At 44.7% G+C, this 13,432-nt stretch carries 14 protein-coding genes; 3 read left to right on the top strand and 11 right to left on the bottom strand.

What is annotated here, in order from left to right; translation table 11 throughout:
- Positions 1–23: 23 nt before the first annotated feature.
- From AR334_RS14900 to mce, 3 genes are all read right to left on the bottom strand, one after another.
- Complete coding sequence (locus AR334_RS14900) at positions 24–1,145, bottom strand: tripeptidase T (RefSeq protein WP_066312536.1); 1,122 nt, start codon at positions 1,143–1,145, stop codon at positions 24–26.
- Between the two features lie 106 nt (positions 1,146–1,251).
- Positions 1,252–2,799 (bottom strand): acyl-CoA carboxylase subunit beta, encoded by a 1,548-nt coding sequence (locus tag AR334_RS14895; RefSeq protein WP_066312533.1) that lies wholly within the window; start codon positions 2,797–2,799, stop codon positions 1,252–1,254.
- A 4-nt stretch (positions 2,800–2,803) separates the two neighbouring features.
- Positions 2,804–3,217 (bottom strand): methylmalonyl-CoA epimerase, encoded by a 414-nt coding sequence (gene mce, locus AR334_RS14890; RefSeq protein ID WP_066312515.1) that lies wholly within the window; start codon positions 3,215–3,217, stop codon positions 2,804–2,806.
- Positions 3,218–3,374: 157 nt separating this feature from the next.
- Between mce and prli42 the strand changes: the two genes are divergently transcribed.
- On the top strand, positions 3,375–3,473 hold the full coding sequence (prli42, locus tag AR334_RS29515) for a stressosome-associated protein Prli42 (RefSeq protein WP_156431281.1): 99 nt from the start codon (positions 3,375–3,377) through the stop codon (positions 3,471–3,473).
- Between the two features lie 45 nt (positions 3,474–3,518).
- On the opposite strand, the gene AR334_RS14885 is transcribed toward prli42, so the two are convergent.
- From AR334_RS14885 to AR334_RS14850, 8 genes are all read right to left on the bottom strand, one after another.
- Entirely contained in the window at positions 3,519–4,022 is a 504-nt protein-coding gene (locus AR334_RS14885) for a L,D-transpeptidase (RefSeq protein ID WP_172799239.1), read from the bottom strand.
- 60 nt (positions 4,023–4,082) lie between these two features.
- Positions 4,083–4,805 (bottom strand): amino acid ABC transporter ATP-binding protein, encoded by a 723-nt coding sequence (locus tag AR334_RS14880; protein ID WP_066312513.1) that lies wholly within the window; start codon positions 4,803–4,805, stop codon positions 4,083–4,085.
- A complete protein-coding gene (locus tag AR334_RS14875; RefSeq protein WP_066312511.1) occupies positions 4,798–5,457 on the bottom strand; it encodes an amino acid ABC transporter permease in 660 nt (219 codons plus the stop codon). The genes AR334_RS14880 and AR334_RS14875 overlap by 8 nt, the downstream gene beginning before the upstream one ends.
- An 82-nt stretch (positions 5,458–5,539) precedes the next feature.
- Positions 5,540–6,322, bottom strand: coding sequence for a transporter substrate-binding domain-containing protein (locus tag AR334_RS14870; protein ID WP_066312509.1), 783 nt, complete (start codon positions 6,320–6,322; stop codon positions 5,540–5,542).
- Positions 6,323–6,502: 180 nt separating this feature from the next.
- Positions 6,503–6,940, bottom strand: coding sequence for a BrxA/BrxB family bacilliredoxin (locus tag AR334_RS14865; protein ID WP_066312505.1), 438 nt, complete (start codon positions 6,938–6,940; stop codon positions 6,503–6,505).
- 109 nt (positions 6,941–7,049) lie between these two features.
- Positions 7,050–8,174 (bottom strand): methylmalonyl Co-A mutase-associated GTPase MeaB, encoded by a 1,125-nt coding sequence (gene meaB, locus AR334_RS14860; protein ID WP_066312502.1) that lies wholly within the window; start codon positions 8,172–8,174, stop codon positions 7,050–7,052.
- Positions 8,175–10,364, bottom strand: a complete 2,190-nt coding sequence (gene scpA, locus AR334_RS14855; RefSeq protein WP_066312500.1) for a methylmalonyl-CoA mutase — start codon at positions 10,362–10,364, stop codon at positions 8,175–8,177.
- Complete coding sequence (locus AR334_RS14850) at positions 10,354–12,171, bottom strand: methylmalonyl-CoA mutase subunit beta (protein ID WP_066312496.1); 1,818 nt, start codon at positions 12,169–12,171, stop codon at positions 10,354–10,356. Before AR334_RS14850 ends, scpA begins: the two co-directional genes overlap by 11 nt.
- Positions 12,172–12,403: 232 nt before the next feature.
- On the opposite strand from AR334_RS14850, the gene AR334_RS14845 reads away from it, so the two are divergent.
- Positions 12,404–12,757, top strand: coding sequence for a PadR family transcriptional regulator (locus tag AR334_RS14845; RefSeq protein ID WP_066312494.1), 354 nt, complete (start codon positions 12,404–12,406; stop codon positions 12,755–12,757).
- Complete coding sequence (locus AR334_RS14840) at positions 12,732–13,400, top strand: DUF1129 family protein (protein ID WP_253701298.1); 669 nt, start codon at positions 12,732–12,734, stop codon at positions 13,398–13,400. Before AR334_RS14845 ends, AR334_RS14840 begins: the two co-directional genes overlap by 26 nt.
- The last annotated feature ends 32 nt before the right edge of the window (positions 13,401–13,432 follow it).

Raw genomic sequence — 13,432 nt, 5'->3', positions numbered from 1 at the left:
AGAAAAGGCTCCTCTTCACTGTATTATTGGTTTGTCACTTCATCGATAATCGCCAGCGTCATTTCCGCGAGCTTATATAATTCTTCAAGCGGCATCCGCTCGTTAGTCGTGTGGATTTCTTCATAGCCGACAGCAAGGTTTACGGTTGGGATGTTGAACCCGTTAAATACGTTGGCGTCGCTGCCGCCGCCGCTATGCTGCAGCTCGCAGCTGCGGCCGATTTTTGCCGCTGCTTTGCGGGCAACTTCGACTACATGGTCGCCTTCGCCGAACTTAAAGCCCGGGTACATGACTTGTACATCAACCTCGGCTCTGCCGCCCATTTCAGAAGCAACTGTTTCAAATGCATCCTTCATTTTCGCAACCTGGGCTTCCATTTTTTTAGGTATTAAGGAACGTGCTTCCGCTAAAATATCGACACGGTCGCAAACAATATTAGTAGCCTGCCCGCCTTCAAAACGGCCAATGTTGGCAGTTGTTTCATGGTCGATTCTGCCTAGTGGCATCTTGGCAATTGATTTGGCAGCGATTGTAATCGCGGACACGCCTTTTTCCGGTGCAACCCCGGCATGGGCGGTTTTCCCGTAAATAACCGCTTTTACTTTAGCTTGTGTTGGCGCGGCAACCACAACGTTACCGACCAAGCCGTCGCTGTCAAGTGCATAACCATATTTTGCCTTCAATAATGATGGGTCGATCGCTTTTGCGCCAAGCAGACCGGATTCTTCGCCGACCGAGATGACGAATTGAATCAAACCGTGCGGCAAATCGTTTTCCTTTAACAACCGGATGGTTTCAAGCATAACCGCAATCCCGGTTTTATCATCGGCACCAAGGATCGTTGTTCCATCAGTCACGACATAGCCATCTTTAATCGACGGTTTTACACCCTTCGCCGGTGTTACCGTATCCATGTGGCAGGAAAAATATATCGGGTCGACACCCTCCTTCGTCGCCGGAAGTGTACAAATTAAGTTGCCGGCGCCATGTCCTGTCACAGCCGTTGTATCGTCTTCAAAAACATCGAGACCCAAATCGGTAAATTTTTGCTTTAATACCTTGGCGATTTCAGTCTCAAATTTCGTTTCTGAATCAATTTGGACTAGCTCTAAAAATTCATTTAAAAGACGTTCTTGATTCACCATTGTGTCAAAACCTCCATTAATATGTACTACTCACTATTTTAGTATACCTTTTACTTTTCATGCCATCAATGAAGGCAGGCTAAAATAACCTGCCTTCAGAAAAATATTACAAAGGTATATTCCCATGCTTCTTATATGGACGTGACTCTTTTTTATTACGAAGCATTTCCAACGATTGAATAATTTTGATTCTCGTTTCCCGTGGGTCAATGACATCATCGACCATGCCCCGGGATGCCGCCACATACGGGTTGGCAAATTTGTCGCGGTACTCCTCAATTTTTTGCTGTCTGACCAGCTCAGGATTCTCGCTGTTTTGAATTTCTTTGGCAAAAATGATGTTGGCGGCACCCTGCGGACCCATAACCGCGATTTCGGCATTCGGCCAAGCAAAAACAAGGTCTGCACCGATTGACTTACTATTCAGTGCTACATAAGCACCCCCATATGCCTTGCGTAAAATAACCGTCAGCTTTGGTACAGTCGCCTCCGAATAGGCATATAAAATTTTGGCCCCGTGGCGAATGATGCCCCCATGCTCCTGCTTTACTCCCGGGAAGAAACCGGTAACATCCTCAAATGTAATGATTGGTATATTAAAAGAATCACAGGTTCTGATAAACCTTGACGCTTTATCGGAGGAATCAATGTCCAAACCGCCGGCCATCACCTTAGGCTGATTGCAAACAAGCCCGACTGTTTCACCTTTGATTCTTGCAAAGCCGACGACAATATTTCGGGCAAAATCCTTTTGGATTTCCATAAAAGAACCTTGGTCGACCACCTGCTCTACAACTGTCCGAACATCATAAGGCCGAACTGCATCAAATGGAATCACATCCGTCAGATCCGGACGATAATCGTCATCTTCAGCCACATCCAGCCGCGGTGGCTTTTCTTCATTATTTTGCGGCAAATAGCTTAATAGATTGCGAACCTGCTGCAACGCTTCCTGCTCTGTCGCAGCACTAAAATGGGCATTGCCGCTGATCGTGTTATGTACTCGCGCCCCGCCGAGGTCCTCCGCACTGATTTTTTCACCGGTCACCGTTTCAATTACCTTTGGACCAGTAATAAACATCTGAGATGTTTCTTCCACCATGAACACAAAGTCAGTTATTGCAGGCGAATATACGGCCCCTCCGGCACAAGGCCCCATAATAACGGAAATTTGTGGAATCACGCCGGAATAAATCGAGTTGCGATAAAAAATGTGGCCATAACCGTCAAGGGAGACTACCCCCTCTTGAATCCGCGCACCGCCAGAGTCATTTAGCCCGACAAACGGTGTTCCATTTTTGGCTGCCAAGTCCATAACTGTGGCGATTTTCTTGGCATGCATTTCCCCCAAGGCTCCTCCAAACACGGTAAAGTCTTGAGAGAATAGGTAAATTGGCCGGCCATTCACTTTCCCGTAGCCTGTTACAACACCATCCCCCGGCCCTTTCTGCTCATCTAGTCCAAAATCATTGGTACGGTGTTCAATAAACGGATTTAATTCAACAAAGCTGTCTTTATCCACAAGCAGTTCAATCCGTTCGCGTGCGGTTAATTTTCCCTTTTCATGCTGTTTTTCAATCCGTTCGTCCCCGCCGCCAAGCTCAACCTCTCTTCGCTTATCATACAATTCGTTAATTTTTTCATAGATGTCCATCCCATTACCCCTTCTTTCCTTTCTTTTCGCAAAGTTCTACCAGGACGCCATGTGCCGACTTAGGATGCATAAAAGCAATATCAGCCCCGCCCGCACCCGGCCTTGGCGCTTCATCTATCATGCGAATGCCTTGTTCCTTCATCTCAGCGATTCTTTCTTCAATGGATTCAACCCCGAGCGCCACATGATGGATGCCCTCGCCGCGTTTTTCAATAAACTTGGCAATCGTGCTGTCCACCGACATCGGCTCAAGCAATTCAAGCTTTGTTTCACCTGCTTGCAAAAATGCCACCTTAACCTGCTGACTTTGCACCTCTTCAATCGCTAATAACGGCAGTTTGAGCACCTCCGTGTAAAACGGAAGTGTATCCTCTAAAGACTTAACAGCAATACCGATGTGATCAACTTTTTTAATCATATTTACCCCTCTGTTTCAATTTTAACATTGTTGCGACAATTATTGTATTCGGGAAAAAGTTCATAAATCCTTCCTATATTGTGAAGGTTCTTCCGTTGTTTGATTGGGCTTTTCCTAGTAAAATAGAAGAAAGCTTGTTTTAAGGAGGTTTCTTCTAATGTCCAAAAAGAAACATAGAAAAATTGTTGTTTATTTAATGCTAATTGCCATGCTTGCTTCGACCCTCCTGATTGGAATTGGCCAATTTATCCGCTAAATATAAAAGGGGATTGTTCGAATGACGAACAATCCCTTTTGCTTTTTATTTGATGGCCCCGTGCTCACGAGCCAACAGTTCAAACGATTTTTCGGAAGATATAATTAATATTTTTGTTCCTAATGGAATTAATGGATAAAGCGAAGTAACCACTTCATTTTGTGTACGGATACATCCTTGTGAAACATATTTGCCGATTGTAGCCGGCTGATTGGTGCCATGAATTCCGTAAGTTCTGCCGTCGGTATCCTGAGCATCAAAACCAATCCATGCTGATCCAAGCGGATTACGGGAATCCCCTCCTGGAATGTCCTTCTTTCGGTAGTATGGATTTTTCGCTTTGACGATGATGGTAAACAACCCTTCCGGCGTTAATTCCTGGTTTTTGCCAGTCCCGACACTTACGACTGTTTGGACCTTGTTATCCTCAACCAATGCCAGTTCGTTATTACTTTTATTGACAATGACAAACGGATCACCAGGCAAAGGGTTTGGCCCGAGTGGCCAAAGCGGGGAAGCAATCAGGATTGACAAAAAGAATTTGATCATGTTTATCAACCTGCCTTTTTCCCCTTAGTATGGTTCCATAGGCATCCTCTAATACATTTTTTAGAGCATTTTTTCCAGGAATTCCTGTGCCCGTTTGCTGTTTGGTTTTGTGAAGAATTCTTCCGGTGCAGTATCTTCAACAAGCACGCCGCCGTCGAGAAACAGGACACGGTCCGCTACCTCTCTGGCAAAGCCCATTTCATGGGTTACAATCGCCATCGTCATGCCTGTATGTGCCAGTGACTTCATGACTTCCAGTACTTCTTTGACCATCTCGGGGTCTAGGGCCGAGGTAGGTTCATCAAACAGCATAACCTCCGGCTGCATGGCCAACGCTCTGGCAATGGCTACCCTCTGCTTTTGCCCGCCGGACAATCTTGTCGGATACTCATTTGCTTTATCTGATAATCCTACTCTTTCTAGCAATTCGTATGCGAATTTTTCCGCTTCCGCCTTTGCCAGTCCTTTAACCTTAATAGGGGCGTAAGTAAGATTTTGCAGAACAGTTTTATGTGGAAATAGGTGAAAATGCTGAAACACCATGCCGACATTTTGCCGTACCTTCATGATATTTGTTTTTTGGTCAGTTACCTCTTGGTCTCCAACCCAGATTCTTCCGCTAGTTGGCGCTTCAAGGAGGTTCATGCAGCGGAGAAAAGTCGATTTCCCGGAGCCCGACGGCCCAATAATCGCCACAACTTCACCTGTCTTAATTGACGTGGAAATTCCTTTTAAAACTTCCAATTTACCGTAAGATTTATGCAAGCCTTCTACCTTAATCACTGCGTCTCATTCTCCTTTCCAGCGCTTTTCCGAGGAACGTCAGGGTAATGACCATTAAGTAATAGATCACCCCAGCGATGATTAATGGCTCAAAATAGGAATAATATTCAGCCCCGACCTGATAAGAACGGCGCATAATATCCATAACCCCGATGGTTGTCACAATCGCTGATTCCTTCGTTAAGGTAATAAATTCGTTCATTAATGCCGGCAGGATATTCTTAAGCGCCTGCGGCAGGATGATATCCCACATCATTTTTCTGTACGGGACACCAAGAGCCATCGCCGCTTCCTGCTGGCCTTTGTCCACAGCAAGGATACCGGCCCGAATAATCTCAGAAATATAAGCTGCCGAATTGAGCGCAAATGATAATACAGCCGCCGCATATGGCTCAATTTGATAGCCAAAAATTTGTGGCGAACCGTAATAGATTAACATCAACTGCAATACGAGCGGTGTACCGCGGAAAATGGATGTATAAATATCGGCGAACCAGCCGAGAGCTTTAATTGAACTAATTTTAAAAAGAGATAAGATAATACCAAAGATAAACCCCAAAACCCCTGCGAGAATAACAATTTTCAATGTAATCATTATTCCTTTTAAAATATAGGGCAAGGAGGGAATGAATTGCATAAAATCCAAATTCATCGATGTACCTTCCTTTCATAAAAAAAATAGCAGAGACGCCTGGTAAAATTAGCTTTCCCAAACGTCTCTCCAGTCATGTTTTTTAGTTTTCGCCGCCAAACCACTTTACTACTAATTTGTCTAGTTCACCGTTTTCTTTCATTTTCTTTAATTCCGCATTAAATTTCTCAGTTAAATCACTATTTTTCTGGAATGCGATTGCTGAACCGGCTTCCTCCGGGTCATCGCTCAATGTGAAACCTTTTAAGTCTTTATCATTCGCGAAATAGCCTTTTGCCACAGTGTCCTCGATAATGGCAGCATCAAAGCGGCCTGACTTGATCTCCTGAATCAATTCCGGAATCCGGTTGCGGTCCTGGATATTAAGCGCTACTTTTTCATTGATTTCTTTTGCTTTTCCTTCTTGGATCGATCCAAGCTGAACACCGACAGTCTTGCCTTTTAAATCCTCAATGGACTCAATCCCGCTATCCTGCTTAGAGACAATCATGTGCTGTGCTGTATAATAAATATCACTGAAGTCAACGTTTTTCTTTCTTTTCTCGGTAGGAGTCATTCCTGCCAAAACAAAGTCTGCCTGCCCTGACTTAAGAGCTTGAACCAAGCCATTGAAATCCATATCCTTGATTTCGAGTTCATAACCAAGCTTGCTGGTGATTGCTTTTGCTAAATCAACATCAAATCCGATAATCTCGTCGCTTTTCTCTGTTTCGATATATTCAAATGGTGCATAGTCAGCAGAAGTCGCCATTACCAAAACCTTTTTATCGCCACTGGCTTTGCCAGCTTTATCACTAGTGCCACAAGCGGCAAGTACGCCGATCGTCAACATCAAAGTTAATAATAAAATTAAACCTTTTTTCATCTCGTTTTCCCCCTGAAGTTTAGTAGATTGATAAATTAATAATTATTCAATGTAATGAATTTTAACACATGAACATAATTATGCAAATATATTTTTAAAAATTCGTCGAAATTTTTTTGGAGTAATTTTTTCCATAAAAAAAACCAACCTCCAAATAAAGGAGGTTGGCGTTTTAATGGATTAGACTTCTTCACAGTATTTCTCAAATTCCTGCTGTAGCTTAGCAACGACGGTTGCCGGGTCATAGCCCTCAATTTGATGACGTTCCACCATCGAACAAATTTTTCCGTCCTTTAACAGGGCAAATGATGGTGAGGATGGCGGATAGCCGGTGAAATAGCTGCGTGCTGTTTCAGTTGCCTCTTTATCCTGTCCGGCAAAAACCGTGACAAGATGATCGGGGCGCTTATCATAATGTATTGCATAGGCTGCCGCCGGACGGGCGATACCGCCGGCACAGCCGCAAACGGAATTAATCATGACTAAAGTTGTGCCTTTTTTTGATAAAGCTTCTCCCACTTCTTCTGGTGTCTTTAGCTCCTCATAACCGGCAGCCGAAATTTCCTGACGTGCCTGGCGGACAACATCATTCATAAAAATGTTAAAATCCATGCTCATTGAATTCACTCCTTTAAATCTCTATATAACACCATCATAACAGTTGTAATAGGTTGATTCAAATGATTATTACCGGCTGCAAAAGGAAAACTGCCGCGGTACGGCAGTCCTAGTCTTTCTGGGCTAGAAACGCTTGAAACAGCTGCTCCACAGCTGTCGCCACCGTTGTTTCTCCGGCAATCACTTCATTCTCGTATTTTGGCAGCAGGTTTTTAACTTCTTTACTGCCAAAAAATTGATAATGGAGCTGGTCAGTAATCATGGAATAAAGCCATTCTTTTGATTGGCCCTTTCTTCTATCCTCAAAAACCCCCGATTTCTTTGTCTTTTGTTCAAAGGTTTGAATCACCCTCCACACATCACCGATTCCTTCATGTGTCATCGATGAACATGCGTATGCTTTTGTGGCCCAGCCCTTCGTTGCAGGCTGGAGAAAATGGAGGATACGATTAAATTCTTTTCGTGTTTTTTCGGCAATGGGCTTATTCGATCCATCCGCCTTATGGACAATAATCCCATCGGCCAATTCCATAATACCTTTTTTCATCCCCTGCAGTTCATCTCCGGCACCGGTCAGGACGAGCAGCATGAAAAAGTCCACCATATCACGGATGATGACCTCACTTTGGCCAACACCAACTGTTTCAATCAAGATCACATCAAAGCCAGCCGCTTCGCAAATCAGCATGGCTTCCCGCGTTTTCCGGTGCACCCCTCCTAGCTTGCCGGCCGTTGGTGACGGACGGATAAACGCCCTTGGGTTGCGTGACAGTTGTTCCATCCTGGTTTTGTCGCCAAGAATGCTGCCGCCGCTGATTTTCGAGCTTGGGTCAATCGCGAGGACCGCCACTTTTAAGCCAAGTTCGCAAAGGTAAGTTCCAAATGCCTCAATAAAGGTGCTTTTTCCAGCACCCGGCACCCCGGTAATTCCGATGCGGATTGAATTTCCTGTATGGACTAACAACTTTTGCAGAAGCACCTGCGCTTTTTGAAAATGCTGCTCGGCATTGCTTTCTACCAGGGTAATCGCTCGGGCCAGCAAACTCCTGTCTCCCTTTAATACCCCCTGATAGAGTTCCTCAATAGAAGGCTCAGAGGAGCGGCGCTTCTGGAAGCGGATGTTTTTTTGAATCGATGCCGCTTGCCCTCCCTGTTCCTGACCTTTGCGGATGACGGTTGAAAATTTGTCCGGTTCATTTGGGTTTACCCATTCCGGTCTTTGCTCCCCCGTCATTTAATTTGCCACTTCCTCGTACCCAAGCTGTTTATAAATCTCCTTGATCACCTTTTGCGCGGCAACGGGAATAATCGTGCCAGGACCGAAAATGGCAGCTGCCCCGTTGTCATATAAGAACTCATAGTCCTGGGCTGGTATTACGCCACCGACAACGACGAGAATATCCTGCCGGCCGAGCTGTTTCAATTCATCAACAAGCTGCGGCAACAGGGTCTTATGGCCGGCGGCAAGCGAGCTCATCCCGATGACATGGACATCATTTTCAACCGCTTGGGCCGCTGTTTCCCCTGGGGTTTGGAACAAGGGACCGATATCGACATCAAAGCCAAGGTCAGCGAACGCGGTAGCAATAACTTTGGCGCCGCGGTCATGACCGTCCTGGCCCATCTTTGCAATCAGAATACGAGGTCTGCGACCTTCATTTTCAAGGAACTCGTCCGTCATCCGTTGTACTTCGGCAATTTCTTCTTCATTGGAAAACGCTGTGCTATAGACGCCGCTAATGGAGCGGATAATCGCTTTATGTCTTCCGGCCGCTCTTTCAATCGCGTCGGAAATTTCGCCTAATGTCGCTCTGACGCGAGCGGCTTTTACGGCAAGCTCTAACAGATTTCCCTCACCGGATATAGCTGCATTCGTCAGGCCGTTCAACGCCTCTTCCACTTTTTGCGGGTCACGGGCTGCCTTAAGCTGATTCAATTTTTCAATTTGCTTTAAACGGACTGCGGTATTGTCAATATCGAGAATGTCGATCGGTTCTTCTGTTTCAAGGCGATAGCGGTTCACGCCAATAATCGTTTCCTTTCCGGAGTCGATTTGCGCCTGCCGTTTTGCAGCTGCCTCTTCAATTCTCATCTTTGGCAGCCCGGTTTCAATCGCTTTTGCCATTCCTCCAAGGTTCTCAATTTCTTCGATATGGGTCCATGCCCGGTTGATTAATTCTTGTGTCAATTTTTCCACATAATAGGAACCGGCCCATGGATCGATTACCTTGGTGATTCCGGTTTCTTCTTGTAAAAATAACTGGGTGTTACGGGCGATCCGCGCCGAAAAATCAGTCGGCAGGGCAATCGCTTCGTCCAAGGCATTGGTGTGAAGCGATTGGGTATGACCCATTGCGGCCGCATGCGCTTCAATCAGCGTCCGGGTAACGTTGTTAAACGGGTCCTGCTCAGTTAGGCTCCAGCCGGATGTCTGGGAATGGGTCCGAAGTGCCATCGATTTTTCATTTTTCGGCTGGAACGATTTCATCATCTTGGCCCAGATGAAGCGGGCGGCCCGCATTTTTGCCACTTCCATGAAATAGTTCATGCCGATTGCCCAGAAGAACGATAGGCGTGGCGCAAATGAATCAATATCAATCCCGGCTTTTAAACCGGTTCTGACGTATTCAAGACCGTCCGCCAAAGTATAGGCCAATTCTATATCAGCCGGTGCACCAGCCTCCTGCATATGGTAGCCGGAGATACTGATGCTATTGAACTTTGGCATGTATTTAGACGTATATTCAAAAATATCGGCAATGATTTTCATCGACATTTCCGGAGGGTAGATATAGGTATTGCGAACCATGTATTCCTTCAAGATATCATTTTGAATCGTCCCAGCCAACTTATCCTGGCTGACTCCCTGTTCCTCAGCAGTGACAATAAAAAATGCGAGGACCGGAAGCACCGCCCCGTTCATCGTCATTGAGACGGACATTTGCTCTAATGGAATCCCGTCAAAAAGGGTTTTCATGTCAAGAACCGAATCAATCGCCACTCCAGCTTTACCAACATCACCAATTACCCGTGGATGGTCAGAGTCATAGCCCCGGTGGGTGGCTAGGTCAAAGGCGACCGACAGTCCCTTTTGCCCCATTGCCAAATTGCGTCGATAGAAGGCATTACTTTCTTCTGCAGTAGAAAAACCGGCATACTGCCTGACGGTCCAAGGACGATTAACGTACATTGTCGGATAGGGTCCGCGTGTATAAGGCGGCAGTCCCGGCATGTGGTCAAGATGCTCCAGGTAATCACGGTCTTTCTTTGTATAGAGCGGTTTTAAGCTGATTTGTTCATTAGTTTCGAACAGCAACTCGTCAATCGACCCGTCCATTTCATTGTCGACTTGTTTCTTCCATTCTGCTTCCGTCAAAAACTCCCGCTCGTTGAATAATTTCGCGTTTTGAAAATCAGGCTTCATTTACGGTCACCTCCATTACCGAAAGGATGTTTCTCAGTGCTTCATAGCAATTGCTCTTCACGTGGATAAACTGGTTAATGCCTTCCTCTTCCCATTGTGCTTGCTGCACTTTTTCCGGTAGTCCGGCTAGCAAAACGTTTAAGCTAGGAAACTCTAATTTTAAGGCTTTTAGAATTTCATGGCCCATTTGTTCATATTGTTCATTTGTGCCGCAGAAGCAGACATAATTTGTCTTCAGGCTTGCAAAATATTGTTGGGCATCCTCAAGCGTGAAAATGGGCTTACTTTCAATCGTGTGGATCCCTCCGGCGGCCAAAAAGCCTTTCATAAAATCTAATCTAGGCTTATGTTGTTTTAGCTCTCCGAGACAAAGCATGGCTACGGATGGTACCGAACCAGTTTTTTCGGTAAATTGCCGTGCCTGTTGGCGAAGTTCCTCGTATGGTTCTGCCAGTCTCCGCTGTTGGACTGCCATGAATTGTCTTTCAATGTTCGTCTCCTGTTTGTACTGTGGAACCAGTTCATCCAATTTTGCATAGACATTGGTTCCGATGATGCTTTGCTTTCTTGTTTGTATATCGAGGTTCCTTTTTTCATAGATTACGGCAATTTGCTGCTGCAACCAGTTGGTTTTTAAGGCTTCTAACAATCCGCCGTTTGCGTCAATTTGCTGGAAGAACTCCCATGCTTTTTCGGCCAGTTCCGTTGTTAACGCTTCGATATACCAGGAACCGCCGGCTGGGTCAACCACTTTTTTCAAATGAGCCTCTTCTTTTAGAATTAGCTGGATATTGCGGGCAATCCGCTCTGAAAAGTCGTTAGCTCCAGTAAGTTTATCGAACGGAACCACATGCAAATAATGGACCCCGCCCAGCACCGCGGCAAATGCCTCGTTTGCAGAGCGCAGTAAATTGACATGGTGATCATGGATTGTTTTTGTAAAATAAGACGTCTCGGCTGCCATATGCATTTTTCTTGCATTTGTTTCGGCACCAAAAAGTTCAGTTATTTTATTCCAAACGATGCGGGCCGCTCTCAGTTTGGCCAGTTCCATAAAGAAATTGCTGCCTATCGAGAATTGGAATACCATTTTAGACAAAGCTTGATCGATCGGCATGCCTACTTCAGTCAATTGCTGGATATAAAATACCCCTGCAGCTGCGGAAATAGCGAGTTCTTGAACAGCGTTCGCCCCTCCATTATGATATGGGCTTGTATCAACCAGGACGGTCCGCAAATTCGGGAATTTTTCGGCTGCCTGGAGAACCTCTTCACACCAATTATGGAGATACTCTGATTCAATTGCCCCTTCTTTTGCAAAAAGAGAAATCGGGTCATTTGCGATATATCCTGTAGCATCGTTTTTCAGTTGATTCAATAATTTTGCTTTTTCCCATTTCGCGTTGATGGCAAATGGATATTGGGTGACTAACTCCCCAACAATATCCGAAAAATTTTCTGCTATGTCTTTGGAGACTTCAACTGAAATTGCTGTTTGCCCCTTTTCAACAGCATGGTGAAGCTTCTGCTTTAGTTGTTCCGGGGATTGTGCGGTGAGCCGCTGGGCTACCTTCCAGTCACGAGTTATATAGCCAAGCGGGCTGGTTCCCCTCCGAAAGTCGCTGCCGCCAGAGTAATCCGGCACAGGCTGTTCATCATGGGAGGTATAAAGCGGTTTCAAAATAATATTTTCATATGTAGCATTTTGCAAAGTCTCAACTTTTCTTCCTCTAAGAGATTCCTCTGCTTTTGCTTTCCAATCGTCCAAAGAATTGGCTGCAAAGGTTTGATTCTTTATCGTTTCCAAGTCCCCGTCCCCCTTTCAAGGCTTAATTGAAATAAAATTCAATTAATTTTATTTTAGAATACAAAGCCCATTCAGGCAATGATAACGGACGAAATAGGAGCGATTTCTAAAATGCCTATTGACGGTTCTATTCAAATAGTCTATTTTTAAATTAACTACTTTGCATTGCAAGGTAGTAATTTATTCATCAGCTATCTTGCAATGCAATATACCAATTGAAAGGATACAAACCATGTCATTACGAAGCCAACTTTTAAAGGGGATACTGGATGGATGCATACTTGCTGTTATTGAAAAGGAACCAGTGTACGGCTACGAGCTTTCAAAAAAATTGCAGAATGCTGGTTTAAAGGACGTAAGTGAAGGAACGATTTACCCCGTGCTATTGCGCCTGCAAAAGAACGGCTACATACGCGGCGAGATGCAGCCCTCCGAATCGGGGCCGAATCGAAAGTATTATTATTTAACGGACACGGGGCGTGAGGCACTCAGGGACATTGCCCTGGAATGGGAAGAAATCGTTATTCCTGCAAATTTTTTATTAAAAAGGGGGATTCAAAATGATGGAAGCAAAGCAGTTGATTGAAATGAACAACCGGCGGCGGACAGAATTAACACCTGAAAACGAACAGTATTATTCTGATTTTCTAATTTATATCCGACTACAGTTTTTTCTCTCTGAGCAACAATCAGAGGAAATATTAATGGAAATATTGGATCATATCATTGAGGGACAAAAAGAAGGGAAAACAGCTTTGAAAATTTTCGGAAATGACCCTAAAGCGTTTGCGGATGAGCTCATCGCCCAAATGCCAAAAGAAAATAAACGCAATCTTGCCAGATTTATTTCAAGCCTTTCCTTAAATATGCTGGGCTACCTTTTGATGATACGCGGTGCGATTATTTATATCATTTCCTTCTTTAAAGATGTGGACATTGCTGTCTACCCGATAAAATCAGTGCTAGTGTTTTGCGTAATTTTGGGAGTGGGTTTATTTAGTGCCTGGGCCATTTTCAAAATCATTGGCGGTTCACTTTTCATGGAGAAGAAAAATAGTGCCGCAGATACAGTGAAAGCGGCTGTTGTTGGAATGACAGCATTTGGCGTTATTTTTTCTTCAAGCCACTTTTTACCGAACGTTGGACCGAATTTTGATTTTTCGTGGTATTTTTCTTTGATTATTGGATTATTGGTTTGGGGTGCATCAAGGTATTTGAAAAATTGGTAACCCCCCCTTTTACTAGCAATTCCTTCTTTTAG

The organism is Bacillus sp. FJAT-29814, assembly GCF_001510715.1.
Taxonomy (GTDB): domain Bacteria; phylum Bacillota; class Bacilli; order Bacillales; family Cytobacillaceae; genus Neobacillus.
Note: the sequence above shows the minus strand (reverse complement) of the source record. Positions and strands in the feature narration are given on the sequence as shown.

Bases quoted from the DNA above. Each gene is read 5' to 3' on its own strand.
- AR334_RS14900 (WP_066312536.1), bottom strand. From the start codon at position 1,145: ATGGTGAATCAAGAACGTCTTTTAAATGAATTTTTAGAGCTAGTCCAA.
- AR334_RS14895 (WP_066312533.1), bottom strand. From the start codon at position 2,799: ATGGACATCTATGAAAAAATTAACGAATTGTATGATAAGCGAAGAGAG.
- mce (WP_066312515.1), bottom strand. From the start codon at position 3,217: ATGATTAAAAAAGTTGATCACATCGGTATTGCTGTTAAGTCTTTAGAG.
- prli42 (WP_156431281.1), top strand. From the start codon at position 3,375: ATGTCCAAAAAGAAACATAGAAAAATTGTTGTTTATTTAATGCTAATT.
- AR334_RS14885 (WP_172799239.1), bottom strand. From the start codon at position 4,022: ATGATCAAATTCTTTTTGTCAATCCTGATTGCTTCCCCGCTTTGGCCA.
- AR334_RS14875 (WP_066312511.1), bottom strand. From the start codon at position 5,457: ATGAATTTGGATTTTATGCAATTCATTCCCTCCTTGCCCTATATTTTA.
- AR334_RS14870 (WP_066312509.1), bottom strand. From the start codon at position 6,322: ATGAAAAAAGGTTTAATTTTATTATTAACTTTGATGTTGACGATCGGC.
- AR334_RS14865 (WP_066312505.1), bottom strand. From the start codon at position 6,940: ATGAGCATGGATTTTAACATTTTTATGAATGATGTTGTCCGCCAGGCA.
- meaB (WP_066312502.1), bottom strand. From the start codon at position 8,174: ATGACGGGGGAGCAAAGACCGGAATGGGTAAACCCAAATGAACCGGAC.
- scpA (WP_066312500.1), bottom strand. From the start codon at position 10,364: ATGAAGCCTGATTTTCAAAACGCGAAATTATTCAACGAGCGGGAGTTT.
- AR334_RS14845 (WP_066312494.1), top strand. From the start codon at position 12,404: ATGTCATTACGAAGCCAACTTTTAAAGGGGATACTGGATGGATGCATA.
- AR334_RS14840 (WP_253701298.1), top strand. From the start codon at position 12,732: ATGATGGAAGCAAAGCAGTTGATTGAAATGAACAACCGGCGGCGGACA.